Consider the following 24,886-nt stretch of genomic DNA (forward strand, 5'->3'; position numbering starts at 1 on the left):
GTCATGCCACGACGCTAGGGCCGGTCCCCGGCACCCCGCTCGGAGCCGCCAATTCCGGTGCATAACCGGCCGGTTGTGGAAAACCCCGCCACCCGATCGGGTGGGCACCGGTCCCGGATCAGCGCGGCGAGACCACCGCGGCCAGCAGCCCCGGCCCGGTGTGCGCGCCGATCACCGCCCCGACCTCGCTCACGTGCAGCTCGACCAGACCCGGAATCCGCTCCCGCAGCCGCTGCGCGAGCTTCTCGGCCCGTTCCGGCGCCGCCAGATGGTGGACCGCCACGTCGACGCTGCGCGCCCCGGCCCGCTCGACGGCGAGCTCCTCCAGACGGGCGATCGCCCTGGAGGCCGTCCGCACCTTCTCCAGCATCTCGATCCGCCCGCCGTCCAGCGTGAGCAGCGGCTTGACCGCGAGCGCCGACCCGAGGAGGGCCTGCGCCGCCCCGATGCGGCCGCCGCGGCGGAGGTAGTCGAGGGTGTCCACGTAGAAGTACGCCGACATCTCCGCGGCCCGCTTCTCGGCGGCGGCCACGGCCTCGTCGACGGACCCTCCCGCCTCGGCCGTCTCGGCGGCGGCGAGGGCGCAGAAGCCGAGGGCCATCGCGACCATGCCGGTGTCCACGACGCGGACCGGCACCGGGGCCGTCTTCGCCGCGACGACGGCGGCGTCATAGGTGCCGGAGAACTCGGCGGACAGGTGCAGGCTCACGATGCCGGTCGCACCGGCCTCCGCCGCCGCCCGGTAGGCCCGGACGAACCGGTCCGGGCCGGGACGGGAGGTGGTGACCGAGCGGCGCTTCTGCAGGGCCGTGGCCAGGCTGCGGGCCGAGATCTCCGTGCCCTCTTCAAGGGCCTCGTCACCCAGTACGACGGTCAGGGGCACGGCGGTGATCCCGTGCCGCTCCATGGCCGGCGGGGGCAGATAGGCCGTGGAATCGGTGACGATCGCGACATGGCGGGACATGAGCCGGAGGTTACCGCCCGAGGAGGCGATCCGGCAGCCCGGGCCACGTCCGTCACCCCCGCCTCTCCGGCCTCCCCGGTCCTCAGCCCGCTGCCGGCCCCGCGCTCAGGAAGCGGCCTCCGGCCGGGGAGCCTTCTGCCAGGGGTAGGCCGGCGCCGGTCCGGACGGATCCAGTGCGGGCCGCTGCGGCCCCGAGGCCCGCCCGCGCGCCGCCGCACCAGCCCCCGGCGCACCGGGAGCCGGGGCCCCGGCTCCCGGGGTATCCGCCCCCTGCCCGGCGTCCCACGCCGCCGCGGCGGCCGCCAGGTCGTCCACCGACTCCCGGGACCAGTCGCGCAGCGCGCTCGACTCCACCTCGATCTGCGCCGACAGCGCCGCCAGGTCCTCGTCGGCGAACTGGCGGGCCCGGTCGCGCGCCGCCCAGCGCAGCGAATCGGCCGACTCGGTGATCTTGGCGGTGCGCTCCCGCAGCCCGGGCAGGCACTCCGCGATCCGCTTGCGGTCCGGTTCCTGCTCCAGCCGCTTGAGCTCGTCGTCCAGCTCGTGCCCGTGCCGGCTCAGCCGCTCGAAGAGGGCGACCGACTCCTTCAGCGAGGCGTCCGCCTGGACCCCCTGGTAGAGGGCCGCCTGCGTGGCCCGCATGGACGTCCGCAGGTCCAGCCGCAGCTGGGCCAGCGCCGCGGTGACCCCGACCTGGCCGAGGCTCTTGGCCCTCAGGGTGGTGTCCTCGACCGTCCGGCGGGCCTGCGTGATCGTCCGGTCCACGCCGCGCTTGGCCGCGCCCACCGCCTTGACCGTGGCCCAGGCGCCCAGCCCCAGGAAGGCGAACAGCACCACCAGGGCAAAGATGATGACCAACGCGCCTACCTCCATGAGGTTCCCTTCCCCGGCCTGTTCCCGTCCCCTCCACCGTAAACGCCACGGGCAGGCCGGGGGTTCCAAACGAACCCCCAACCTGCCCGTACGGGATCACCCCGAGACGCGGGGCCCCGGGCGTCAGATGACGATATTCACCAGCTTCGGCGCGCGCACGATCACCTTGCGGATCTCCGCGCCGCCCAGCGCGGCGACGACGCCCGCGTCGGTGACCGCCAGCTGCTCCAGGTCGGCCTCCGAGATGGCCGGCGGCACCTCCAGGCGGGCCTTGACCTTGCCCTTGACCTGGACCACGCAGGTGACCGTCTCGTCCACGACGTACGCCGGGTCGGCGACCGGGAAGTCCTGGTGGACCACCGAGTCGGTGTGGCCCAGGCGGTGCCACAGCTCCTCGGCGATGTGCGGCGCCAGCGGGGCGATCAGCAGCACCAGGCGCTCGGCCACGGACCGCTCCAGCGGGCGGCCCGCCTTGGTCAGGGTGTTGTTCAGCTCGGTGATCTTGGCGATGGCGGTGTTGAACCGCAGGCCCGCCATGTCCGAGCCGGCCCCGTCGATGGCCTTGTGCAGGGCGCGCAGGGTGTCCTCGGCGGGCTCGGCGTCGACGACCGTCACCGCGCCCGTCTCCTCGTCCACCACGTTGCGCCACAGGCGCTGGAGCAGCCGGTACTGGCCGACGACGGCGCGGGTGTCCCACGGACGGGAGACGTCGAGGGGGCCCATCGCCATCTCGTACAGGCGCAGCGTGTCCGCGCCGTACTCCTCGCAGATCTCGTCCGGGGTGACGGCGTTCTTCAGGGACTTGCCCATCTTGCCCAGCTCACGCTTGACCGGCTCGCCCTCGAAGAAGAACTTGCCGTCCCGCTCCTCGACCTCGGCGGCCGCGACCGGGAAGCCGCGCTCGTCGCGGTAGACGTAGGCCTGGATCATGCCCTGGTTGAACAGCTTGTGGAACGGCTCGACCGAGGACACGTGGCCCAGGTCGAACAGCACCTTGGACCAGAAGCGCGCGTACAGCAGGTGCAGCACCGCGTGCTCGGCGCCGCCCACGTAGAGGTCGACGCCGCCGTGCGGGGCGCTCTCGCGCGGGCCCATCCAGTACTGCTCGATCTCCGGGTCGACCAGCGCGTCCGCGTTGTGCGGGTCCAGGTAGCGCAGCTCGTACCAGCAGGAGCCGGCCCAGTTCGGCATGGTGTTGGTCTCGCGGCGGTAGGACCGCACGCCGCGCCCGTCGCCCAGGTCCAGCTCGACGTTGACCCAGTCGGCCCGGCGCGAGAGCGGGGTCTCGGGCTTGGAGTCGGCGTCGTCGGGCTCGAAGGTGCGCGGCGAGTAGTCCTCGACCTCGGGCAGCTCCAGCGGCAGCATCGACTCGGGCAGCGCGTGGGCGACGCCGTCCTCGTCGTACACGATCGGGAAGGGCTCGCCCCAGTAGCGCTGGCGGCTGAAGAGCCAGTCGCGCAGGCGGAAGTTGACGGTGCCCTCGCCGAGGCCGCGCTCGGCCAGCCAGTCGGTGATGGCGGCCTTGGCCTCCACCACGCCCAGGCCGTCCAGGGAGATGCCCTCGCCGGAGGAGTTGACCAGCTTGGCGTCGTAGGAGCCGAAGGCGTCCTCCCACTCGGCCGGGTCGGTGCCGCGGCCGTCCGTGGGCTCGACCACGCAGCGCATCGGCAGCTCGAAGGCGCGGGCGAACTCGAAGTCGCGGGCGTCGTGCGCCGGGACGGCCATGATCGCGCCGGTGCCGTAGCCCATGAGCACGTAGTCGGCGATGAAGACCGGGACCTTCTCGCCGCTGACGGGGTTGACGGCGTACTCGCCGGTGAAGACGCCGGTCTTCACCTTGGCGTCGGCCTGCCGCTCGACGTCGGACTTGGCGCCGGCCTGCTTGCGGTACGCGGCGACGGCCTCGGCCGGGGTGGCGTGCCCGCCGGTCCACGCCTCGCGGGTGCCCTCGGGCCAGGCGGCCGGGACGAACTTCTCGACCAGCGGGTGCTCGGGCGCCAGCACCATGTAGGTGGCGCCGAACAGGGTGTCGGGGCGGGTGGTGAAGACGGTGATCGCCTCGTCGCCCAGGGCGAAGTCGACGCGCGCGCCCTCGCTGCGGCCGATCCAGTTGCGCTGCTGGAGCTTGATGGCCTCGGGCCAGTCCAGCGCGTCCAGGTCGTCCAGCAGCCGGTCGGCGTACGCGGTGATGCGCATGTTCCACTGGCTGAGCCGGGACTTGAAGACGGGGAAGTTGCCGCGCTCGGACCGGCCGTCGGCGGTGACCTCCTCGTTGGCCAGTACGGTGCCCAGCCCGGGGCACCAGTTGACGGGCGCGTCCGAGGAGTAGGCCAGGCGGTACTGGTTCAGCACGTCGGCGCGCTCGCTCGCGGTCAGCTCCGCCCAGGCACGGCCCCCGGGGACCTCACGGGAGCCGTTCTCGAAGGCGGCGACCAGCTCGGAGATCGGCCGGGCCTTGTTCGCGTCCGTGTCGTAGTAGGAGTTGTAGATCTGCAGGAAGATCCACTGGGTCCACTTGTAGTACTCGGGGTCGATCGTCGCGAACGACCGGCGCTTGTCGTGGCCCAGGCCCAGGCGGCGCAGCTGGGCCTTCATGTTCTCGATGTTCGCCTCGGTCGACACGCGCGGGTGCGTGCCGGTCTGCACGGCGTACTGCTCGGCCGGCAGGCCGAAGGCGTCGAAGCCCAGGGTGTGCAGGACGTTGTGGCCGGACATGCGCTGGTGACGGGCGTAGACGTCGGTGGCGATGTACCCGAGCGGGTGGCCCACGTGCAGGCCCGCACCCGAGGGGTAGGGGAACATGTCCATGATGAACTTCTTGGGCCGGGCGACGACCGCCGGGTCACCGGCCAGGTCACCGCTCGGGTTGGGCGCCTCGTAGGTGCCCTCCGCGTCCCATACGTCCTGCCAGCGTGCCTCGATGTCGGCGGCCATGGCAGCCGTGTAACGGTGCCCCTCGGCCGCCTCGGGGGCCGGGGTGTTCGTCTCGCTCATGATTCCTGAAGCTCCATCGATCGTCTCTGCCGTCTCTGCCTGCCCAAACGAAAAAACCCCTCGCACAGGAGGGGACGCCGCGCCGATACCGACCTTCTCGGGGTCGGTGCTGCTCAGCGCGGCTCGGTAAGCAGAAGGCGTACGGCACGCATGGCGTCAGGGTACCGCAGGGGCCCGTGCGACCGCTCTGACGTTCCGCACAACGAGAAGAGGGCCACCCGATCCGGGTGACCCTCTTCCACACTGTGGAGCTAAGGAGAATTGAACTCCTGACCTCCTGCATGCCATGCAGGCGCTCTACCAACTGAGCTATAGCCCCTTGTTTCTCTCTGCCGCCGGGCCCCTTCTCGGTTTCCCTTGCCGGTTCCCCCTGGCGACATCGAGAACATTACACGGTCACCGCCCCAGACCAAAAATCGGTTTCCCGGGGGGCCGTTATGTCCGTTTTGCCCATCTCTGCCCCCGTCACGCCCGGGCGAACTGGTAGAAGCGCTTGAGCGTGCAGTGCTCGTCGAGGAGCCGGCCGTAGATCGGCTCGCCCTCCAGTTCCCGGTACGTCTCGATGGGGTCGCCTTTTATGATCAGCGCCCGCGCGCATTCCTCGCACCAGTACTGGTAGTCGGGATTGACCGGCTCCATGTCCCGAACGATCGGCGTGCCGTTGTTGCACCAGTCGCACCGCCGCCGGTGTGCACCCATCCGTCAGCGACTCCCTCCCGCGTCGGACCGTCGTGTCCCCCTCCGGCCGTCCGATTCTGCCACGCCGGTCCCGGCGAGGTCAGCAAGCACAGGAGGGACAAACGCAAGGATCCCGCCCCCTGTTGGGGACGGGATCCTGATTGTGGAGCTAAGGAGAATTGAACTCCTGACCTCCTGCATGCCATGCAGGCGCTCTACCAACTGAGCTATAGCCCCGCTCTCCGCGGCGTTCCCCCCGTTTCCGGTGTTCTTCGCTGCGAACAAGAAGAACTCTAGCCTGTGACCAGCCGGAAAGTGAAATCCGGGTCGGAGCGGCCCCGCGGAGGGGCTCAGTCGTCGTCGCCGAGCACCGGCTCCGGCAGGGTGCCGGCGTTGTGCTCGAGCAGCCGCCAGCCCCGCGCGCCCTCGCCGAGGACGGACCAGCAGCAGTTGGAGAGCCCGCCCAGGCTCTCCCAGTCACGCGCCTCCAGCCGCAGCAGGCGGCCGATGGTCGTACGGATGGTGCCGCCGTGGCTGACGACGACGAGCGTGCCGCCCGGGGGCAGCCGGTCGGCGTGGTCGAGCACGACCGGGGCGGCCCGGTCGGCGACCTCGGTCTCCAGCTCGCCCCCGCCGCGCCGGACGGGCTCGCCGCGCTTCCACGCCGCGTACTGCTCGCCGTACTTCTCGACGATCTCCTCGTGCGTCAGGCCCTGCCACTCACCGGCGTACGTCTCGCGCAGCGCCTCCGTGTGCGCCACGGGCAGGCGCGTGACGGCGGCCAGCTCGGCGGCCGTGGCCGCGGCACGCTTCAGGTCCGAGGCCACGATGGCGTCCGGCCCCAGCGAGGCGAGCAGCCGGGCGGCGCGGCGCGCCTGCGCCAGCCCCGTCTCGGTCAGCTCGATGTCGGTGGAACCCTGGAAGCGGCGCTCGAGGTTCCAGGAGGTCTGGCCGTGCCGCCAGAGGACGATCTTCCGGCCGGTGCGGGCGGAGCCGCCGGCGGGCCTTGCCGTACCGGTGGCCGCGCTCAGAACAGATCACCGTCCAGTTCGTCGTCGCCCTGCGCCTCGCGCAGCTTGGCGTGCTCCTCGGCCTTGCCGATGGTGAGCTTGGCGTCCTCGGGGAGCTCGATCTCGGGGCAGTCCTTCCACAGGCGCTCCAGCGCGTAGAAGACGCGCTCCTCGCTGTGCTGGACGTGCACCACGATGTCGACGTAGTCGAGCAGGATCCAGCGGGCGTCGCGGTCGCCCTCGCGGCGTACCGGCTTGGCGCCGAGCTCCTTGAGCAGCCGCTCCTCGATCTCGTCCACGATCGACTTGACCTGGCGGTCGTTGGGCGCGGAGGCGAGCAGGAAGGCGTCGGTGATCGACAGCACGTCGCTGACGTCGTACGCGATGATGTCGTGCGCGAGCCGGTCGGCCGCCGCCTGGGCGGCGGTGGTGATGAGCTCGATGGAGCGGTCCGTGGCGGTCACTGGCCATGCTTTCGGGTTGGCGGGCAGATCCCTACAAGGGTCTCATGTACTGCCGGCCCCACCCCGTCAGGACGGTTTCCAGTCCTTGCCCAGGGTCACCACGACGTCCGCGTTCACCACGCTCTCGGCCTTCTTCACCGCCGTCTCCGGCAGCCCCAGCGTCTTGGCGACCTCGACCGCGCGGGCCCGCTGGCCCTCGTCCTGGTACGTGACCTGCGAGGTGGCGGCTGGCCGGTCGGCCCTGCCCCCGTCCACGAGGGCGTAGCCGCCGTTGAGCAGCGCCGCCTTCGCCGCGACCTGCGCCTTCTCGTCCCCGGTGGCGTCCTTGAGACCCACCCGCGGGGCCGCTCCGGGCTGGGCGGCGGTGACGGTCCCGCCGAGGAGCTCCTTGACCACCTTCTTGGAGGCGTCGTCGGTGAGGCCGCCGTCGGGCTTCACCGAGAGCACCTCGGTGCGGTACGCGGCCGTCTTGGCGTGCTCGCCGATCCGCGCCAGCAGGCCGCCGAGGTTCTGCGCGTCGAGCCCCGGGTCCAGGATCTGGCCCAGGCTCTCGACGGTCGTGGCGGCCGCCTTCGGGTCGGAGGGGATCTTGCGCAGGACGGCGTACAGGACCCGGCCGGTGCGCTCCAGCTGCTTGGCCTCCGGTTCGCCCGGGGCGCGGTAGGTGGCGTAGGCGACGGCCATGGCGCCGGTCAGGGTCTGCCTGGGGCCCTGCCCGACGGCCGGGGTCTTGGCCTGGTCGTCGGCGGGCACGGCGGTGTCGGTGTCGGTCTCGATGCCGCCGACCAGCTCGACCAGGCGTTCCAGGAAGGGGGTGTCCAGGCGCCAGGTGCCGCCGATGCGGGTGCCGAGGGCGGTGTCGAGGGCCTCGCGGGTGCCGATGCCGCCGTCCTCGACGGACTTGCCGAGGGTGGTGCCGGTGCCGTCGTCCTTGGTGACGGCGAGGGCGTTGGGCAGCAGGACGGTGGCGCCCTGCCGCGCCGTGACGTTGTCCACGAGGAGGGCGGTGGAGCTGCCGCCCCGCTTGGTGTTGCGCAGGTGGACGACGATCATGTCGCGCTTCTGGGCGCCGGCGGCGGTCGGGGCGCCCTTCTTCGGGCCGGGCGCGTCGAGGAAGGGCAGCTTGCCCGCGTACCAGAGGTAGCCGAGGCCTCCGACGAGGAGGAGTGCCAGGACGACGACCAGCGCGACCACCCGGTTGCGGCCGCGGCGGCGGGCCTCCTCGCGGCGCTCGGTACGGCTCTCGGTGAAGGCGAGCCAGTCGATGACGTCCTCGGAGTCCTCGTCCGGCTGGTCGATGAAGGCGAACTGCTCGGTGCGGTAGCCCGCGGCCGGCCCGCCCGGGCCGGGTTCCTGCCCCGCGGGGTCCGGCCCGGCGGGGTCCTCCGGATACGACCGGCGCGGCCCGGGGACGGGGGCCGGGGCCGCGGCGGGCGGCTGCGCGGGGGCCTGGGCGGCGGCCTGCTGGGGGATCCACTGCGAGGGCTGCTGCCGGGTGTCGTACCCGTAGGAGGGGGCCTGGGGGGCGTACCCCTGCGGCTGCTGCTCGTAGCCGTACTGCTGTGCGTGGGACTGCTGTGCGTGGGACTGTTCGTACGAGGGCTCGTACGGGGGTTCGTACTGCTGCCCGTACGGGGGCTGCGGGGCGGGCTGGAGGGGCTGCTGCGCGGGCACCTGGCCGTACAGCGGCCGGCCGTACGGGTCGTAGCCGATGAGCTGCTGCTGGGCGGCGTACGGGTCGTACGGATCCTGTGGGTCGTTCACCGCGGGCCTCTCGTCGTTCCGGGAGCTCAGGCTCCCCGGTACAGCTCACGCTTGTCGATGTAGCGCACCACGCCGTCGGGGACCAGGTACCAGACCGGGTCGCCCTCGGCGACGCGGGCCCGGCAGTCGGTGGAGGAGATCGCCAGCGCGGGCACCTCCACGAGCGAGACGCCGCCTTCGGGCAGGCCGTCGTCGGTCAGGACGTGGCCGGGCCGGGTCACCCCGATGAAGTGGGCGAGGGAGAAGAGCTCGTCGGCGTTGCGCCAGGTGAGGATCTGCGCGAGGGCGTCCGCGCCGGTGATGAAGAAGAGGTCGGCGTCCTCGTTGAGCGCGCTCAGGTCCCGCAGGGTGTCGATGGTGTACGTCGGCCCGCCGCGGTCGATGTCGATGCGGCTCACCGAGAACTGCGGGTTCGAGGCCGTCGCGATGACCGTCATCAGGTAGCGGTCCTCGGCGGGCGACACGGCCCGCTGGGACTTCTGCCACGGTTCGCCCGTGGGGACGAACACCACCTCGTCGAGGTGGAAAAGGGCGGCGACCTCGCTGGCGGCCACCAGGTGTCCGTGGTGGATCGGGTCGAACGTCCCGCCCATCACGCCGAGCCGGCGCTTGACCGGGCCCGTAGGCACTTCCTGCTCTCCCATGAGCGCAGAGCCTACTGGCCCGGTGGCACGCGCGAGGAGGCCCGGTCCGAACGAGTGGTTCAGCGGTCGCGGTTCAGGCGCGTGGTCACCCAGAGCAGCAGCAGCAGGACGAAGAGCGCACCGCCACCGGTCAGGTAGGGGCTCAGGCTCTCGTGGTTGCCGCCGTGCTGCTCGGCGCCCTCCGAAGCGAGGAGGACGAGGTTGTTGGCGGTGGTGGAGAGGCTCATCAGGCAGGTACCTATCGAGTCGGGGAGCGAGCGGAGACTTCCCTCACATCGTATGCGGGGGCCCTGGGCACGCTCACGCCGACTCATGCGTTGGAGAAGATGGACGCAGTGCAGCACAGGCCGATCCAGGGGGAAGCGCCATGACCGACAGCGGATTCGAGAAGACACCGGCACGCGATCGCAGGAGGTTCCCGGGCATCTCCTCGCGGGCCTACGAGCACCCGGCGGACCGCTCGGCGCTGGTCGCCCTGCGCAAGCTGACCGGTTTCGACACGGTCTTCAAGGCCCTCAGCGGGCTGCTCCCGGAGCGCAGCCTGCGGCTGCTGTTCCTGTCGGACTCGGTGCGGGTGGGCGAGACCCAGTTCCCCCATCTGTACGAGATGCTGCGCGACGCCTGTTACATCCTGGACCTGGAGAAGGTCCCGCAGATGTACGTGCAGCAGGACCCGAAGCCGAACGCCATGTGCATCGGGCTGGACGAGCCGATCATCGTGGTGACGACGGCGCTGGTGGAGCTGCTGGACGAGGAGGAGATGCGGGCGGTCGTGGGCCACGAGGCGGGCCACGCGCTGTCCGGGCACTCCGTGTACCGCACGGTGCTGCTCTTCCTGACGAACCTGGCGCTGAAGGTGGCGTGGATCCCGCTGGGCAATGTGGCGATCATGGCGATCGTCACCGCGCTGCGGGAGTGGTTCCGCAAGTCGGAGCTGTCGGCGGACCGGGCCGGCCTGCTGGTGGGGCAGGACGTGAACGCCTCGATGCGCGGTCTGATGAAGATCGCGGGCGGCAACCACCTGCACGAGATGAACGTGGACGCCTTCCTGGCCCAGGCCGACGAGTACGAGGCCGGCGGCGACCTGCGCGATTCGGTCCTGAAGATCCTCAACGTGCTGCCGCGCACCCACCCCTTCACCACGGTGCGCGCCGCCGAGCTGCGCAAGTGGTCGCAGAGCCGGGACTACCAGCGGATCATGGACGGGCACTACCCGCGGCGGGACGAGGACAAGGACGCCTCGGTGGCCGACTCCTTCCGCCAGTCCGCCTCGCACTACGCGGACTCGGTGCGCACCAGCAAGGATCCGCTGATGAAGCTGGTCGGCGACATAGCCGGCGGCGCGGGCGACCTGGGCGGCAAGCTGCGCGACCGGTTCACCGGCCCGGCCGGCGGCGAGGAGAAGGGCGCTACCGGAGCGGGCTGACGGAGGCCGGCGGGGGCGGTGCCTGGGGCTGTGCCACGGGCGGTCCCGCCGCCGCCGGGCCGGGCTGCGGCGGGCCCGGGGACTGCGCGGGCTCCTCGGACTGCGAAGGCTGCGAGGGCTGGGCCGACGGGTCGGGTGCGGCCGCCGCCGGGTCCATCACCCCGCACAGTCCGGCCGTGCGCCGGGGGCGGCCGCTGGCGTACGGGTCGCTGACCGGCGGGCCCACGGTGGTGGGGCCGGCTCCGGCCCGCAGCGGGCGGAAGCTCCCGGCCGGGTCCGCGGCGCAGTCCTGCGGCCCGGCCATCACGTAGGAGGAGGCCAGTTCCGCCCGCCGGGTGGTGAGGTCCTCGTGGTCGAAGCGCAGCCGCAGTTCTCGGCGGACGGTGAAGAGGGAGGCCCCGTCGGGCCCGGCCGGCGGGCCGGAGACTCCCCGTACGGCGTACACGAAGGTGTGGTCGGTGGTGATCACGAGCACCTCCGGGCTGACCTCCTCGAAGGAGAGGGTGCCGCTGACCCGGACGCGGGAGTCGGCCAGGACCGCGGTGTGCGGGTCGAAACGGACCAGCCAGCCGGTGGCGGCGTGCCGGCCGTCCCCGGAGGGCGAGGCCATGCTCTCGTCGAACTGGGCGAGCTGTCCGGGGTCCAGCAGCACCCGTACGGGCCGGGTGGCGCTGCCGGAGAGCACGTCGGGGTCGAGGGAGGACTGCACCAGGTAGTCCTTGGCGATGGACAGGGCGGCGACGACCTGGCTCTCGGTGAAGTGGTGGGTGCGGCGTACGGCCGGCAAGGTGATCCCGGCGGCCCCGGTCCGGTAGTCGGCCGCGGGACTGCGGGCGTACAGGTCGGCCGGCGTGCCGCCCGGTACGGCGGCCGACGGCGCCAGGGGCACGACGGTGCTGCTCAGCGGCTCGGCGTTGCCGCCGGCCGGCGGTACGTAGGGGTTGCGCACGCCCAGGTAGACGGCGACCGCGAAGGCCGAGGCGATGAGCAGGACGAGCAGCATGCCCTGGCGGGCGCCACGGCCCGGGGTGCCGGTGCCGCGGCCCGCGGAGCCGCCGGACGACCAGATGGAGCGGCTACGGACGGCCCGGGCGTGCTCGCCCATGCGTTCCTGGGCGGAGAACTCCTGGAGCCGGGCAGCACGGACGAAGTCCTCGTCGAACACCACCGACCGGTACTCGTCCGGGCGCAGCTCGTCGTCGCCCCCGCCGATTCCCTCGGGGGTGCCGTTGGGCGGATCTCCTGGTACGGCCATCGCTTCTCCCCGCTGTCCCCGCTTCAGAGAAGCCCCCAGCTCCTGACGGGCGAGTGGGGTCGTACCTTCAGGGTTGGCGGCCGACGGGGTACGTAAACGCGCCGACGCCGGTGACTTCCCCGAGCGGGGTACTGGCGGGCGCGGGTGCGGGGTCCGCTTCGCCCGCGGCGCTGCGGTAGACGGCGCTGAAGGCCAGGGCGACCATGCCGAGTCCCATGACGACGGCGAGCACCCAGGCGACCGGTCTCAGCCACCCGGCCCGGCCGCGGTAGGGGCGCAGGCTGCCGCCGTAGGCCCCGTACGGGCCCTCGGCGTAGCCATAGGGGCCGGCGTCCCAGGCGGGGTCGTCGAAGGGATGTCCGTCCGGGAGGCCGTGGTCGTCCTCGCCCGCCCAGCCTCCGGCGACGCGGGCGGCCTCCGCCTCGGCGCGGGCCAGGTCGGCGGCGCGCTGGCGTTCGGCCGCGCTCGGTTCATGGATCTTGGCGTTCCGGACGAAGTCCTCGTCGAACACCACGGAGGCGAAGTCCTGATCCGCGCCTCCGCGGTCGTCGTCGGGCTCCCCGTCGTCCGGGAACGGCTTGCCCCCCACGTCGTCCGGCACGGGAACAGCGTAGACCTGGGGGGCCGCTTTGGGCAGGGTGAAAGCCGGAATCCGGCCACAACGGGTTCGGGTGCCGGTTACCGGATGTGACCGTCACCGGTGACGATGTACTTGGTGGAGGTGAGCTCCGGCAGGCCCATCGGGCCCCGGGCGTGCAGCTTCTGGGTGGAGATGCCGATCTCGGCGCCGAACCCGAACTGGCCACCGTCGGTGAACCGGGTGGAGGCGTTCACGGCGACGGTGGTGGAGTCGACCAGCTGGGTGAAGCGGCGCGCGGCGGCCTGCGAGGTGGTGACGATGGCCTCGGTGTGGCCGGAGGTCCAGCGGCGGATGTGGGCGACGGCGGCGTCGAGGGAGTCCACGACGGCGGCGGCGATGTCGTACGACAGGTACTCGGCGGCCCAGTCCTCGTCGGTGGCGGGCACGGCGGTGGCCTTGCTCTCCTCCGCGGCGGCCAGGACCCGGACGTCGCCGTGGACGGTCACGCCGGCGTCGGCGAGGGCGTCGAGGGCGCGGGGCAGGAAGGCGTCGGCGATGTCGCGGTGGACGAGGAGGGTCTCGGCGGCGTTGCAGACGGAGGGCCGCTGGGCCTTGGAGTTGACGAGGATGTCCACGGCCATGTCGAGGTCGGCCTGGGCGTCGACGTAGACGTGGCAGTTCCCGGTACCGGTCTCGATGACCGGGACGGTGGACTCCTCGACGACGGTCTTGATGAGGGAGGCGCCGCCGCGCGGGATGAGCACGTCGACGAGGCCGCGGGCGCGCATCAGCTCGCGGACGGAGTCGCGGGACTCGCCGGGGACGAGCTGGATCGCGTCGGCGGGCAGGCCGGCGCTCTCGATCGCGTCGCGCAGGATGGCGACGAGGGCGGTGTTGGAGGCGTAGGCGGAGGAGCTGCCGCGCAGGAGGACGGCGTTGCCGGACTTCAGGCAGAGCGCGGCGGCGTCGACGGTGACGTTGGGGCGGGCCTCGTAGATGATGCCGACCACGCCGAGGGGGACGCGGACCTGGCGGAGGTCGATGCCGTTGGGGAGGGTGGAGCCGCGGACGACCTCGCCGACCGGGTCGGGGAGGGCCGCGACGTCGCGCACGTCGGAGGCGATGGCGGCGATCCGCTCCGGGGTGAGGGTGAGCCGGTCGATGACGGTCTCGCTGGTGCCGGCGGCGCGGGCCTTGTCGGTGTCCTCGGCGTTGGCGGCGACGATCTCGTCGGTGCGGGCCGTCAGCGCGTCCGCGATCGCCAGGAGGGCCGTGTCCTTGGCGGACCGCGGGAGTGGGGCGATGGCTGCGGCGGCCGTGCGGGCCGCTGCCGCGGTGGCGAGGACGGGGGAGGTCGCGGGGGCGTCGTCGAGCGAGGTCATGCCGCCAAGGTTAGTCCCCGCCGCCCCGGCCCCTCACGGAGTTCCACCCCGCGAGACGGCCCCTGCCGCGGCCTGGCGGCGCGGGCCTCGGCCAGAGGTTCGATGGCTGCCCGGCCGGGCCGGGCGGGCTCTTTGCGGAGCCGGGTCCCGTGCGGGGGCGGCTGCGCTGCGCCGCTGCGCGGAGCCGGCTCCCCGCCCCGCCCTTTCTCCGTTTCCCGGGGCTCCGCCCCGGACCCCGCTCCTGGGGGCTCCGCCCCCAGACCACCCCCCAGCTACCGCTGGGGGGGTGCCCCCCGCGCCTCAAACGCCGGCGGGGCTGGATTGCGGCGCGCCTGGTCCGTCGCCTGCGGCTGGATTCCGCGCAGCGAAATTCCAGCCCGCGTGGCGTTTGGGCCTACGGGCGCGAAGCGCACGTACGGGGTCAGGGGCGGAGCCCCTGGGAACGGGCGAAGTGGGGGTCCCCCGGACGGAGTCTGGGGGAGGGTAGGGGACCTCGCCCCGCGCAGCGGCCCACCACCCGCAGCCGACACCAGGACGCCGGCCAGAGCGGCAGCAGCCCGCAGACGAGGTCCCGGCCACTCCGCCTGGGGCAGCGTCGGCCCGCACCCGACGGCCAACCCCCACCGGCGGACGGAGTCCGCCGCAGCGGTGCGAAGCCCAGGAGGCCCGCCGGGGCCCGTGGCCCCGGCCCGGCCGTCGCCGGAGGGAGTCCGGCGCAGCGCCGCGAAGCCGGGGAGGCCGCTCGCGGCCGAGCCGCGCGAGCGATGCGTCAATAGGGGTGCACGCCCACCGGGTGGGCCGGGGGTGGGCCGTAGCCCTCTGCTACGCGTTGGTGGTACGTCGTGCGGTCGATGACCTCCAGCCCGACGATCTCCCAGGGTGGCAGCCGCGCCGTCGACCGGTGCTCCCCCCACAGCCGCAGGGCGACCGCCGCCGCGTCGTGGAGGTCGCGGGCTTCCTCCCAGTACCGGATCTCCGCATGGTCGTCGGCATACCGGCTGGTCAGCAGGAAGGGGTGATCGTGCGCGAGCTGCTCCAGCCCGCGCCGCACCTCCGCCAGCGGCGCCGGTTTGCCCGAGACACTCAGCGTCACGTGCCAGAGGCGGGACACCGGGCCCTGTTCCTCCCCGCCGGCGCCGTCCCCGGTACCGACGCTGGTCAGCGCTCGTCTCACCAGCCGCCTCCTGTCTGCGCTACGCGTGTCCGCCCCTCACAGTTGACCAGTCCCCGGCCCGCCGCGCGGTGGTTTTCCCGAACCTCAGCCCTGCAGCAGGACCAGATCGTCCCGGTGCACGACCTCCCGCTCGTACGCGGGTCCGAGCTCCCGCGCAAGCTCGCGGGTGGAGCGTCCGAGGAGCTGCGGGAGTTCCTTGGCGTCGAAGTTGACCAGCCCCCGGGCCACCGCGACCCCTTCCGCCGAGCGCAGCTCGACGGGGTCGCCCGCGACGAAGTCGCCCTCGACGGCCGCGATGCCCGCGGGCAGCAGGGAGCTGCCGCGCTGGGTGACGGCGCGGACGGCGCCTTCGTCGAGGACGAGGTGCCCCTGCGGGGTGGAGGCGTGCTGGAGCCACAGCAGCCGGTCGGCCGAGCGGCGGCCGGTGGGGTGGAACAGGGTGCCGGTCTCGCGGCCCGCCAGGGCGTCCGCGGCCCTGCTGGCGGAGGTGAGGACGACGGGGACGCCCGCGGCCGCCGCGATCCGCGCGGCCTCGACCTTGGTGACCATGCCACCGGTGCCGACGCCCGCCTTGCCGGCGCTGCCGATGGAGACGTGGGCGATGTCCTCGGGCCCGCGCACCTCCTCGATGCGGGTGGTGCCGGGCAGGGAGGGGTCCCCGTCGTAGAGGCCGTCGACGTCGGAGAGGAGGACGAGGAGGTCGGCGCGGACCAGGTGGGCGACGAGGGCGGCGAGCCGGTCGTTGTCGCCGAAGCGGATCTCGTCCGTCGCGACGGTGTCGTTCTCGTTGACGACGGGCAGGGCGCCCATGGCCAGGAGCTGGTCCAGGGTGTTGAACGCGTTGCGGTAGTGGGCGCGCCGGCTGGTGTCGTCGGTGGTGAGCAGTACCTGGCCGACGCGCACGCCGTAGCGGGCGAAGGAGGCGGTGTAGCGGGCGACGAGCAGGCCCTGTCCGACGCTGGCGGCGGCCTGCTGCCGGGCCAGGTCCTTGGGGCGGCGGGCCAGGCCGAGCGGGGAGAGTCCGGCGGCGATGGCTCCGGAGGAGACCAGGACGATCTCCTTCTCGCCGCCGCTGCGGGCCTTGGCCAGTACGTCGACCAGCGCGTCCACCCGGTCGGCGTCGAGCCCGCCCGCCGCGGTGGTGAGGGAGGAGGAGCCGACCTTGACCACGATCCTGCGGGCGTCCACGACACCCTGCCTAGCCGCTGACACGTCTTTTCCCCTCGCACACGCACGAAACCGACCAACCAACCGGCTCAATCTACGGGGTCCCGTGCCCGCCCCGCCCGCCGGTTTCAGCCCCTGGACGCCGAGCCCGCCGCGGTCCGCTCCGGTTCGGGGGCCGGTTCCGGGCCCGTCCCCGGGATGAGAATCTTGCGCGAGAGGACGAAGGTGAACGGGATGGCCAGGACCGCGGCGACCAGCGGGGCGATCCGGGTGTCCATGCCCGCCCAGCTCACCAGGGCGTAGAGGCCCGCGGACTGGATCACGTAGTTGGTGACGTTCGTCAGCGGGAAGAGCAGGAACTTCTTCCAGGTGGGCCGGGTGCGGTAGGTGAAGTAGGTGTTCATGAAGAACGAGCCGACCATCGCCAGCAGGAAGGCCAGCGTGTAGGCCGCGAAGTACGGCAGCCAGGGGTGGAGCAGCAGGTAGATCACGTAGAACGTGCCGGTGTTGACCCCGCCCACCAGGGCGAAGCGGAATATCTGGCCGAGCTGCTCACGGCGGGTGGGGGCGCTCATCGGCCGCTGCCTTCCGCGACGACCGGTTCCGTGGGCGCGGCGGCCACGGGCGCGCCGTGGGCCTCCTTGACCAGGAAGTGCGGGCGGCGCTTGGTTTCGTAGTAGATGCGGCCGATGTACTCGCCGATCAGACCCAACATGATCATCTGCATGCCGCCGATGCCGGCGATCATCGCGATGATGGTGACGTAACCGGGGGCGTCGATGCCGTTGGTGATCGCCATCACGGTGATCCACAGCGCGTACAGGCCGGTCAGCGCGACGAGCGAGACCCCGAGCCAGATGCCGATGCGCAGCGGCCGGTTGTTGAAGGAGATCAGCCCGTCCATGCCGTAGTTCAGCAGGGAGGCGAACTTCCACTTGGTCTCGCCCGCCTCGCGCTGGGCGTTGCGGTAGTCGAAGTGGACGGTGTCGAAGCCGATCCAGGAGAAGAGCCCCTTGGAGAAGCGGTTGTACTCGGGCAGCGCGAGCAGGGCGTCCACGGCGGGCCGGGACAGCAGCCGGAAGTCTCCGACCCCGTCGGTCAGCTCGACGTCGACCCAGTTGTTCACGCCCCGGTAGTAGAGGCGGCTGAGGGCCGAGCGGAGCTTCTTGTCGCCTTCGCGGGTGCGCCGGGCGATGACCTGGTCGTGGCCCTGGCGGTAGTGCTCGAGCATGGTGGCGATGAGCTCCGGCGGGTGCTGGAGGTCCGCGTCCATGATCACCACGGCGTCGCCGGTGGCCTCGCGCAGGCCGGCGAGCATGCCCGCCTCCTTGCCGAAGTTCCGGCTGAAGGAGACGTAGCGGGTGCGCTCCCCGTGCTCGGCGGCGATCCGCCGGAGCTTGCCGAGGGTGCCGTCACGGCTCCCGTCGTCGACGTAGCAGACCTCGTACTCGACGGGCAGGTCGTCCAGAACCTTGCGGATCTCCTCGTCGAAGCGGTCGATGACGGCCTCTTCGTTGTAACAGGGGACAACTACCGACAGCTTGGTCATGGGCACTTCCTGCTGGGGTCCGAACGGGTGATTGTCGGCAACCGGACCCGCGTCTCAACTCTTCCTTAGAAGTATGCACGGCGAAGGTCGCCCTGCCCGAGTCGTGCGCGGCACACGGTAGCTTTGACGGGATAAGCGGAATGGAACGAAGGGATCGAGGTGCACGTGCCTGACGTCTCCGTGGTCGTCATCGTCTACAACGACGCAGAGCGTCTCCCGACAGCCGTCCGGTCGGTTTTGGACCAGACCCTGCGCGGGGTCGAAGTCGTGATCGTGGACGACTGCAGCAAGGACCGGTCCTACGAGGTCGCCCGGGAGCTCGAAGCGGCGAACCCGGGACGGGTCCGCGCCTTCCGGCTGCCCGAGAACAGCGGCGGCTGTGGCGCCCCCCGCAACCACGGCATCAAGCAGGCCACGGGAACCTACGTCATGTTCCTGGACAGCGACGACGTCCTGGAGCGCAACGCCTGCCGCAACATGCTGGCCGCCGCCGAGCGCACCGGCTCCGACCTGGTTTCGGGCATGTGCGTACGCGTCCACCTCGACAACCGCTGGGGCAAGACCACCGAGTGGTACCCGTGGATCTACGCCCGCACCCGCACGCTGGAGTCGATCACCGAGTACCCGGACCTGCTGGTCTACGACACCCTCTCGACGAACAAGTGCTACCGGCGCTCGTTCCTGCTGGAGCAGGGCCTGGAGTTCCCGGTCGGCATCCACTACGAGGACCTGCTGTTCTCGGCCCAGGCCTACGTCGCGGCCCGCCGCATCACCCTGATCCCCAACCACGTCTACTACTGGAACGTGGTCGAGAAGGCCGCCGCCAAGTCGATCAGCAACCGGCGCCACGAGATCGCGAACTTCGTCCACCGGATGGAGATCCACCGCCGGGTCGACGAGCTGCTGGCCGCCAAGGGCCACACCGCCATCAAGACCGCCAAGGACGCCAAGTTCCTCAAGCACGACCTGGTGCTGCACCTGCGCGACCTGCCCCTGCTGGGCGACGCCTACCGCCAGGAGTTCGCCCGGCTCGCCAACGGCTACCTGGCCGGCATCGACCCGGCCGCGTACGAGAACGTCACCCACCTCCAGGCGATCTGCGCCTACCTGCTGGGCAAGGAGGACTGGAAGAACCTCCTCGCTGCCGCCGACGCGATGACCAACAAGGGCCGGCTGTCCTCCCCGCTGGCCGAGCGCGACGGGCGGATCTACTGGTGTGCCGGGCATCTCGACGACGCCGAGGGCCGCCGCATACTGGACGTCACCGACCAGGGCTTCCACACCGCGCCGCTGTCCTCCCTGGCCCTGGGCAACCGGCTGACCTCGTACGAGGACGACGGACGCGGCAAGGTCACCCTCTCCGGCGCCGTCGTGAACCCCCTGGGCCGGATCGCGGAGGACGCCGAGCTGTCGGCCTCACTGGAGTTCCGGGCCCGGCGGCAGGTCGGCGTCCGCTCCTTCAGCTTCCCCGTGACAACCGTGCGCCACGCCGGTGACACGATCGAGTGGAGCACCACCGCCGACGTCGGCGGCACCGTCCGCCCCCTCGGCATCATCGACGCCGTCTGGGACGTGCGCCTGAAGCTGACGGCCGGCAAGGACCGGATGACCGCCCGCGTCTCGGTCGGCGGGGTCGACCTGGAGTCCGCCGCCCGGCTGCGGGTGCGCCCGCGGCTGACCCGGCTGGTCTCCGACCGCTTCGAGCCGGAGATGACCAAGAAGGGCAACCTCTCCTACGTCCTGACCGCCGAGGGCGCCGCCGCCGTCCGCACCCAGTCGCTGATCAGCAGCGCCATGCACGGCAAGGCCGCCGGCGTGGTCAAGCGCAGCCTGCGCCGGGCCCTGAAGGCGCGCCGCAACATCGGCTCCGGCGAGCAGAAGGTGAAGGTCTACCACGAGGTCTTCTCGAAGCTGCCGGTCAAGAAGGGCACGGTCGTCTTCGAGAGCCACATGGGCAAGCAGTACAGCGACAGCCCGAAGGCCATCTACGAGGAGCTGGTCCGCCAGAACGCCCCCTTCGAGGCCATCTGGTCCTACGCGGGGGCCAAGCCCACCGGCTTCCCCCAGGAGGCCACCCTGGTCAAGCGCTGGAGCTGGCAGTACCTGCGCGCGCTGGCCCAGGCCGAGTACTGGGTCGACAACCAGGGCTTCCCGCTGGCGCTCTCCAAGCGCCCGGGGACCACGTACATCCAGACCTGGCACGGCTCCGCCCTCAAGCGGATGGGCTTCCACGAGCCCCGCACCAAGGCGCAGGGCAAGCCGGCGCAGGACCGCTTCCAGGCGGCCGTCAACCGCTTCGACCACTTCCTGATCCGCTCCGAGCACGACGTCCGCACCCTCGCCAAGGGCTTCCGGCTCCGCGACGAGGTGCTGCTGCGCACCGGGTACCCGCGCAACGACGCCCTGGTCGAGGCGCAGCGGGCCGAGGCGGACAGCGGGGTGGGGGCACCTCCCGGCGGTAGCCGGGGGAGGGTGCGCGGGCCGCTCGCCGCCGAGCTGGGCATCGACCCGGACAAGCGGGTGCTGCTGTACGCGCCGACCTTCCGGGCCACCGCGGACGGCGCGGTGGAGGGCTTCTCGTTCCCCTTCGACGTGGAGGAGTTCGCGGACCGGCTCGGCGACCGCTGCACGCTGCTGGTGCGCACGCACTACCTCAACAGCGTCTCGCTGCCGCCGTCGGTCGCGGGCCGGGTGATCGACGTCTCCCGCCACCACGACATCACCCCGCTGCTGGCGCTCGCCGACGGGCTGATCACCGACTACTCGTCCGTGATGTTCGACTACGCGGTGCTGGACCGGCCGATGATCTTCTTCGCGTACGACTACGAGAAGTACGCGACGGACATCCGCGGCACCTACTTCGACCTGCTGGACAAGGCCCCGGGCCCGGTGGTGGCCACGGCGGACGAGCTGATGCAGGCCGTCGCCGCCTTCGACGAGGCCGACGCCAAGTACGCCGATGCCCGCCGGCGGTTCCTCGCCGAGTTCGGCGAGTACGACCGCGGGGACGCCGCCCGTCAGATCGTCGAGAAGTTCTTCACCAGGAGCGGCAAGTGAGCCGGGACATCTTCATCGTCTCCAACAGCGTGGACGAGCTCGGCGGTGTGACCACCTGGTCCCACCAGATGGCCCGGCTCTTCACCGACCGGGGCCACCGCGTGCACATCGTGGGCATCGCCCCCGTCGCCGAGGAGATCCGGCAGAAGCTGCCCGCGGACCTCCCGTACGAGATGACCACGCTGTACGAGACCCACCCGCCGAAGGCCCGCCGGCTGCACGGCCTCAAGGGCCGCCTCAACGCCCCCGAGCGGCGCCGCCAGGCGGCCCGGCGGGCGGGGATGCGGGCCAGGGCGGAGGAACTGAGCGAGCTGTTCCGGGCCGCCGCGCCCGGTGCCGTGGTGATCGTCACCCAGGTCTGGGCGATGGAGTGGGTGGCCCTCGCCGACACCAAGGGGCTCTCCGTCATCGGGATGAGCCACGAGTCCTTCGAGGCCAGCCAGAAGTCCACCCGGGGCGACCGGGTCCGCCGCTGGTACCCGGAGGTCGACCGGCTGCTCGTCCTCACCCCGGAGGACGCGGACCTGTGGATCCGGTCCGGCATGGAGAACGTCGACAGCATGCCGAACCCGCTGCCGTTCATGCCGGACTCCCCCGCCCCGCGCACCGCGAAGGTCGTCGCGAGCGTCGGCCGCCTCGCCTTCGAGAAGGGCGTGGACCTGCTGCTCGACGCCTGGGCAGACGCCGTCCCGCGCCACCCGGACTGGACCCTGCGGATCTACGGGGCGGGCGTCGAGGAGGCCACCCTGCGGGCGCACTGCACCTCGCTCGGGCTGGACGACTCCGTGGAGTGGATGGGCAGCACCGACGACGTGCTCGGCGCGCTGAGCGGGGCCTCCGTCTTCGCCCAGGCCTCCCGGGCCGAGGGCTTCCCGATCACCCTGCTGGAAGCCATGGCGGCGGGCCTGCCCGTGGCCGCGTTCGACTGCGCGCCGGGTGTGCGGGAGATCGTGCGGCACGGCGAGGACGGGCTGCTGGCCCGCCTCGGCAACACGATGGAGCTGGCCGGACACCTCGACACCCTGATGTCGGACGCCGCCACCCGCGACCGGCTCGGTGACGGGGCCTTCCGCAGCGTGCGCCGCTACTCCAGCGCGGAGATCACCGACCGCTGGGAGGAGCTCTTCACCTTCCTGGAGCGCTGAGCCCCTCCCCCGCGTACGGGAAAGCCGCCCGCCCCGCTTCCGGGGCGGGCGGCTTCTCGCAGGTGCGGGCGTCAGACCGTGTGGGCGTCCTTGCGGCGGTCGTGGCGCGGGGCGTTGCGGTTGGCCTCCCAGCCCGCCCAGGCGGAGCTGATCATCTCGCGGACGTCGTGCCGCGCCTTCCAGCCCAGCTCGGCGGCGATCCGGTCGGCCGAGGCCACGACCTTCGCCGGGTCGCCGGGACGGCGGGGGGTGACGACCGGCGCGTAGGTGTGCCCGGTGCCCTCGTTCAGCAGCTCGACCATCTCCTTGACGGAGACGCCCTCACCGCGCCCGATGTTGACGGTGAGGTCCTTGTACTCGCCCGCCGCGCCCCATTCGGCGAGCCTGCGCGCGGCCACCACATGGGCGTCCGCCAGGTCCTCGACGTGGATGTAGTCGCGGATGCAGGTGCCGTCCGGGGTCGGGTAGTCGTCGCCGAAGATCCGGGCGCCCTCGCCGGCGTCGTAGCGCTCGAAGACCATCGGGACCAGGTTGAAGACCCCGGTGTCCGCGAGCTCGGGGGTGGCGGCGCCCGCCACGTTGAAGTAGCGCAGGCAGGCGGTGGAGATGCCGTGGGCCTTGCCCGCGGCCCGGACCAGCCACTCGCCGGCCAGCTTGGTCTCGCCGTAGGGGCTCAGCGGCCTGCACGGGGTCTCCTCGGTGACCGAGTCCACGTCGGGCATGCCGTACACGGAGGCGGAGGAGGAGAAGAGGAAGTTGCGGATGCCCGCGGCGGCCACGGCCCCGAGCAGGACCTGCAGGCCCTCCACGTTCTCGTGGTAGTAGTACAGCGGCTTCTCGACGGACTCGCCGACCTGCTTCTTGCCCGCCAGGTGCACCACGCCGGTGATCTTGTGCTCGGCGAGGGCCTGGTCCAGGGCCAGGCGGTCCAGCACCGAGGCGGTCACCAGTGGCACGCCCTCCGGCACACGGTCTTCCCGGCCGGTGGAGAGGTCGTCGAAGACCACGACCTTCTGTCCCGCGAGCAGCATCGCGCGGACGACGTGCGCGCCGATGTATCCGGCACCACCGGTGATCAGAAACGTCATGCTTTTTCTCCCGAGCTCTGGCGTGACCTGCGCGTGCGGGCGCGGTCGAGGCGGTTGCGTACGAAGGTCAGCGCGCCCCCGGCACCGGGGGCGAGGCGCAGCGCGAGCGCGCCGGAGGCCGTGCGGTAGGGCTGCGCCAGCAGAACACCGTACCGGCTGCTGGGCAGGGCCCGGCGGCGGAGCAGTCCGCCCAGGGGGCGCAGGGAGGTGACCGGGGAGCTCCCGTCGGCGCAGTCCACGCCCGCCCGGACGTCCCAGGCCTGCATGCCGCGCAGCCCCCGGCGGCGGCCCTCGGCGGCCAGCGCGGCGAGCCGGAAGGGGACCTCGGCGGTCCAGCCGTCCCCGTCGGCGGCGGGCCGCAGCTCCACCGGGCGCACCTGGACGGGGTCGCCTCCGGTGCGGGGCAGGAAGCTCAGCCGCACGGTCCGCGGGCGGGCCTGCGCGAGCCGCCCGTACAGTTCGCGCACCCGCACCTGGACGGCCGCGCCCCCGGCGGGCCGCGCGTCCACGGTCAGGGGCAGCTCGTCGGCGGGCAGCCCGTCGAGGCCGTCCAGCGGGACCGGCAGCTCCTCGCTCCACACCGGCTCCCCGGCGGGGCCGCAGGCGTACGGGGGCAGCAGCCGGGCGGGCTCGGCGGCCAGGCCGGTCATCAGCCGCTCGACGTCGGCGGGCGGGGTGTCGGCAGCCAGCAGCACGCGGGCGGTCCAGCGGGCACGGGCGGGGGCCGCGTCGAGGTCGGCGGCGTCGAAGCCGGCCAGGTAGTCGCGGGTCAGGGTCCACCAGGCGGCCCGGTAACCGGGGTCCCGGCCGAGCTCGCGCAGGTACATGCGCAGGTCGTAGTCGAGGAACTTCACCTGGCAGGCGCGCCCCAGCTCGGGGGAGGCGGCGGCGAGGGTGCGGGAGGCGGTGCGGTGGGCCTCGACGCGCGAGCTCCAGTTGCCGATGTCCTTTCGGTCCAGGGAAATGGACACCTGGGCGGCGCGCCGGCGCACGTGCCACACGTAGACCAGGTCGCCGACGACCGCGATGCGGGGGGCGGCGGCCAGGACGCGGGAGGTGAAGACGAAGTCCTCGTAGACGAACCGGCCGTCGGGGAAGCGGATCCCGTGCTTCTCCAGGAAGGAGCGGTCGTACAGCTTGTTGACGCAGAGGGTGTCGCGGACCAGCTCGGGCCGGTCGGCGGGCCGCTCGACCACCTCGCCCGGCGTGTACAGCCCGGGCATCCAGGCGACGTCGCGGCCCTCGGGCAGCTCGCGCCGGACGCACGCCCCGACCGTGACGGGGGCGCGGTGCCGCTCGGCCGCCCGCACCAGGGCGTCGGCCGCGCCGGGGGGCAGGACGTCGTCGCTGTCCAGGAAGAGGACGTACGGGGAGGTGGCGGCGGCGATCCCGTCGTTGCGCGGGGTGCCGCAGCCGCCGCTGTTCTCCGTGCGGTGGACGACCTTCAGCCGCGGGTGGGCGGCGGACAGCTCGTCCAGTACCCGCGCGGTCCCGTCCGAGGAGGCGTCGTCGACGGCGATGACCTCGGCGACCACCGGGCCCTGGGCGAGGGCCGAGGAGACGGCCTCGCCCACGAGCCCGGCGTCGTTGTACGCGATCACGACCACGGACACCGAGGGGGTGTCACTGCTGGAATTGCTGCTGCTCACCCGCAGGATCCTAGGCGAACGGC

21 protein-coding genes and 2 tRNA genes are annotated in these 24,886 nt (G+C 72.2%); 3 read left to right on the forward strand and 20 right to left on the reverse strand.

The annotated features are described in order from the left end of the window. Positions 1-118: 118 nt before the first annotated feature. From B4U46_RS12205 to B4U46_RS38030, 11 genes are all read right to left on the reverse strand, one after another. A complete protein-coding gene (locus B4U46_RS12205) occupies positions 119-964 on the reverse strand; it encodes a DegV family protein (RefSeq protein WP_079426873.1) in 846 nt (281 codons plus the stop codon). 105 nt (positions 965-1,069) lie between these two features. After that, positions 1,070-1,837, reverse strand: coding sequence for a copper transporter family protein (locus tag B4U46_RS12210; RefSeq protein ID WP_079426875.1), 768 nt, complete (start codon positions 1,835-1,837; stop codon positions 1,070-1,072). A gap of 123 nt (positions 1,838-1,960) precedes the next feature. After that, the gene (leuS, locus tag B4U46_RS12215; RefSeq protein ID WP_079426877.1) at positions 1,961-4,831 is read right to left on the reverse strand and encodes a leucine--tRNA ligase; all 2,871 of its coding nucleotides are present in this window, start codon (positions 4,829-4,831) and stop codon (positions 1,961-1,963) included. A 246-nt stretch (positions 4,832-5,077) separates the two neighbouring features. Beyond that, a tRNA-Ala gene (locus tag B4U46_RS12220) sits at positions 5,078-5,150 on the reverse strand. A gap of 146 nt (positions 5,151-5,296) precedes the next feature. Beyond that, positions 5,297-5,530, reverse strand: coding sequence for a hypothetical protein (locus B4U46_RS12225; RefSeq protein ID WP_007264019.1), 234 nt, complete (start codon positions 5,528-5,530; stop codon positions 5,297-5,299). A 143-nt stretch (positions 5,531-5,673) separates the two neighbouring features. Further along, positions 5,674-5,746, reverse strand: a tRNA-Ala gene (locus tag B4U46_RS12230). A gap of 113 nt (positions 5,747-5,859) precedes the next feature. Continuing rightward, positions 5,860-6,540, reverse strand: coding sequence for a histidine phosphatase family protein (locus B4U46_RS12235; RefSeq protein WP_079426879.1), 681 nt, complete (start codon positions 6,538-6,540; stop codon positions 5,860-5,862). Further along, entirely contained in the window at positions 6,537-6,983 is a 447-nt protein-coding gene (gene rsfS, locus B4U46_RS12240; RefSeq protein ID WP_045950430.1) for a ribosome silencing factor, read from the reverse strand. Before rsfS ends, B4U46_RS12235 begins: the two co-directional genes overlap by 4 nt. Before the next feature lie 66 nt (positions 6,984-7,049). Next, entirely contained in the window at positions 7,050-8,747 is a 1,698-nt protein-coding gene (locus tag B4U46_RS12245; RefSeq protein ID WP_079426881.1) for an LCP family protein, read from the reverse strand. A gap of 26 nt (positions 8,748-8,773) precedes the next feature. Continuing rightward, a complete protein-coding gene (gene nadD, locus B4U46_RS12250) occupies positions 8,774-9,391 on the reverse strand; it encodes a nicotinate-nucleotide adenylyltransferase (RefSeq protein ID WP_079426883.1) in 618 nt (205 codons plus the stop codon). A gap of 59 nt (positions 9,392-9,450) precedes the next feature. Beyond that, positions 9,451-9,618, reverse strand: coding sequence for a hypothetical protein (locus B4U46_RS38030; protein ID WP_100863660.1), 168 nt, complete (start codon positions 9,616-9,618; stop codon positions 9,451-9,453). A 140-nt stretch (positions 9,619-9,758) separates the two neighbouring features. On the opposite strand from B4U46_RS38030, the gene B4U46_RS12255 reads away from it, so the two are divergent. Then, on the forward strand, positions 9,759-10,817 hold the full coding sequence (locus B4U46_RS12255; protein WP_079426885.1) for a M48 family metallopeptidase: 1,059 nt from the start codon (positions 9,759-9,761) through the stop codon (positions 10,815-10,817). Here the strand turns inward: B4U46_RS12255 and B4U46_RS12260 are convergent. The 7 genes from B4U46_RS12260 to B4U46_RS12290 form a co-directional block, all read right to left on the reverse strand. After that, positions 10,801-12,072: a hypothetical protein gene (locus tag B4U46_RS12260; protein ID WP_079426887.1), complete on the reverse strand. Its 1,272-nt coding sequence runs from the start codon at positions 12,070-12,072 to the stop codon at positions 10,801-10,803. The two genes, B4U46_RS12255 and B4U46_RS12260, sit on opposite strands and share 17 nt — an antisense overlap. A 67-nt stretch (positions 12,073-12,139) precedes the next feature. Continuing rightward, positions 12,140-12,673 (reverse strand): hypothetical protein, encoded by a 534-nt coding sequence (locus tag B4U46_RS12265; protein WP_079426889.1) that lies wholly within the window; start codon positions 12,671-12,673, stop codon positions 12,140-12,142. Positions 12,674-12,750: 77 nt separating this feature from the next. Next, positions 12,751-14,034, reverse strand: a complete 1,284-nt coding sequence (locus B4U46_RS12270) for a glutamate-5-semialdehyde dehydrogenase (protein WP_079426891.1) — start codon at positions 14,032-14,034, stop codon at positions 12,751-12,753. Between the two features lie 769 nt (positions 14,035-14,803). After that, positions 14,804-15,211, reverse strand: coding sequence for a hypothetical protein (locus B4U46_RS12275; protein WP_079426893.1), 408 nt, complete (start codon positions 15,209-15,211; stop codon positions 14,804-14,806). An 81-nt stretch (positions 15,212-15,292) separates the two neighbouring features. Next, the gene (gene proB, locus B4U46_RS12280; RefSeq protein WP_079426895.1) at positions 15,293-16,420 is read right to left on the reverse strand and encodes a glutamate 5-kinase; all 1,128 of its coding nucleotides are present in this window, start codon (positions 16,418-16,420) and stop codon (positions 15,293-15,295) included. An 83-nt stretch (positions 16,421-16,503) separates the two neighbouring features. Continuing rightward, positions 16,504-16,950 carry a GtrA family protein gene (locus B4U46_RS12285; RefSeq protein ID WP_079426897.1) on the reverse strand — a complete coding sequence of 149 codons (447 nt, stop codon included), beginning with the start codon at positions 16,948-16,950 and terminating at the stop codon, positions 16,504-16,506. Beyond that, positions 16,947-17,924, reverse strand: a complete 978-nt coding sequence (locus B4U46_RS12290) for a glycosyltransferase family 2 protein (protein ID WP_079426899.1) — start codon at positions 17,922-17,924, stop codon at positions 16,947-16,949. Before B4U46_RS12290 ends, B4U46_RS12285 begins: the two co-directional genes overlap by 4 nt. A gap of 159 nt (positions 17,925-18,083) precedes the next feature. Here B4U46_RS12290 and B4U46_RS12295 point away from each other — a divergent pair, with 159 nt between their 5' ends. After that, positions 18,084-20,981 carry a bifunctional glycosyltransferase/CDP-glycerol:glycerophosphate glycerophosphotransferase gene (locus B4U46_RS12295; protein ID WP_079426900.1) on the forward strand — a complete coding sequence of 966 codons (2,898 nt, stop codon included), beginning with the start codon at positions 18,084-18,086 and terminating at the stop codon, positions 20,979-20,981. Beyond that, a complete protein-coding gene (locus B4U46_RS12300; protein ID WP_079426902.1) occupies positions 20,978-22,126 on the forward strand; it encodes a glycosyltransferase in 1,149 nt (382 codons plus the stop codon). Before B4U46_RS12295 ends, B4U46_RS12300 begins: the two co-directional genes overlap by 4 nt. A gap of 71 nt (positions 22,127-22,197) precedes the next feature. Here the strand turns inward: B4U46_RS12300 and galE are convergent, their stop codons facing one another. Both galE and B4U46_RS12310 read right to left on the reverse strand, forming a co-directional pair. Then, a complete protein-coding gene (gene galE / locus B4U46_RS12305; protein WP_079426904.1) occupies positions 22,198-23,214 on the reverse strand; it encodes a UDP-glucose 4-epimerase GalE in 1,017 nt (338 codons plus the stop codon). Next, positions 23,211-24,863, reverse strand: a complete 1,653-nt coding sequence (locus B4U46_RS12310) for a glycosyltransferase family 2 protein (protein ID WP_079426905.1) — start codon at positions 24,861-24,863, stop codon at positions 23,211-23,213. Before B4U46_RS12310 ends, galE begins: the two co-directional genes overlap by 4 nt. Positions 24,864-24,886 lie beyond the last annotated feature (23 nt).

The organism is Streptomyces katrae, from assembly GCF_002028425.1.
In the GTDB taxonomy this organism is placed as follows: domain Bacteria; phylum Actinomycetota; class Actinomycetes; order Streptomycetales; family Streptomycetaceae; genus Streptomyces; species Streptomyces katrae_A.

Excerpts from the sequence above, each read along its gene's own strand:
- B4U46_RS12285 (WP_079426897.1), bottom strand. The coding sequence starts at position 16,950 with ATGAGCGCCCCCACCCGCCGTGAGCAGCTCGGCCAGATATTCCGCTTC.
- nadD (WP_079426883.1), bottom strand. The coding sequence starts at position 9,391 with ATGGGAGAGCAGGAAGTGCCTACGGGCCCGGTCAAGCGCCGGCTCGGC.
- galE (WP_079426904.1), bottom strand. The coding sequence starts at position 23,214 with ATGACGTTTCTGATCACCGGTGGTGCCGGATACATCGGCGCGCACGTC.
- B4U46_RS12210 (WP_079426875.1), bottom strand. The coding sequence starts at position 1,837 with ATGGAGGTAGGCGCGTTGGTCATCATCTTTGCCCTGGTGGTGCTGTTC.
- B4U46_RS12260 (WP_079426887.1), bottom strand. The coding sequence starts at position 12,072 with ATGGCCGTACCAGGAGATCCGCCCAACGGCACCCCCGAGGGAATCGGC.
- B4U46_RS12205 (WP_079426873.1), bottom strand. The coding sequence starts at position 964 with ATGTCCCGCCATGTCGCGATCGTCACCGATTCCACGGCCTATCTGCCC.
- leuS (WP_079426877.1), bottom strand. The coding sequence starts at position 4,831 with ATGAGCGAGACGAACACCCCGGCCCCCGAGGCGGCCGAGGGGCACCGT.
- B4U46_RS12270 (WP_079426891.1), bottom strand. The coding sequence starts at position 14,034 with ATGACCTCGCTCGACGACGCCCCCGCGACCTCCCCCGTCCTCGCCACC.
- B4U46_RS12255 (WP_079426885.1), top strand. The coding sequence starts at position 9,759 with ATGACCGACAGCGGATTCGAGAAGACACCGGCACGCGATCGCAGGAGG.
- B4U46_RS12290 (WP_079426899.1), bottom strand. The coding sequence starts at position 17,924 with ATGACCAAGCTGTCGGTAGTTGTCCCCTGTTACAACGAAGAGGCCGTC.
- B4U46_RS38030 (WP_100863660.1), bottom strand. The coding sequence starts at position 9,618 with ATGAGCCTCTCCACCACCGCCAACAACCTCGTCCTCCTCGCTTCGGAG.
- B4U46_RS12225 (WP_007264019.1), bottom strand. The coding sequence starts at position 5,530 with ATGGGTGCACACCGGCGGCGGTGCGACTGGTGCAACAACGGCACGCCG.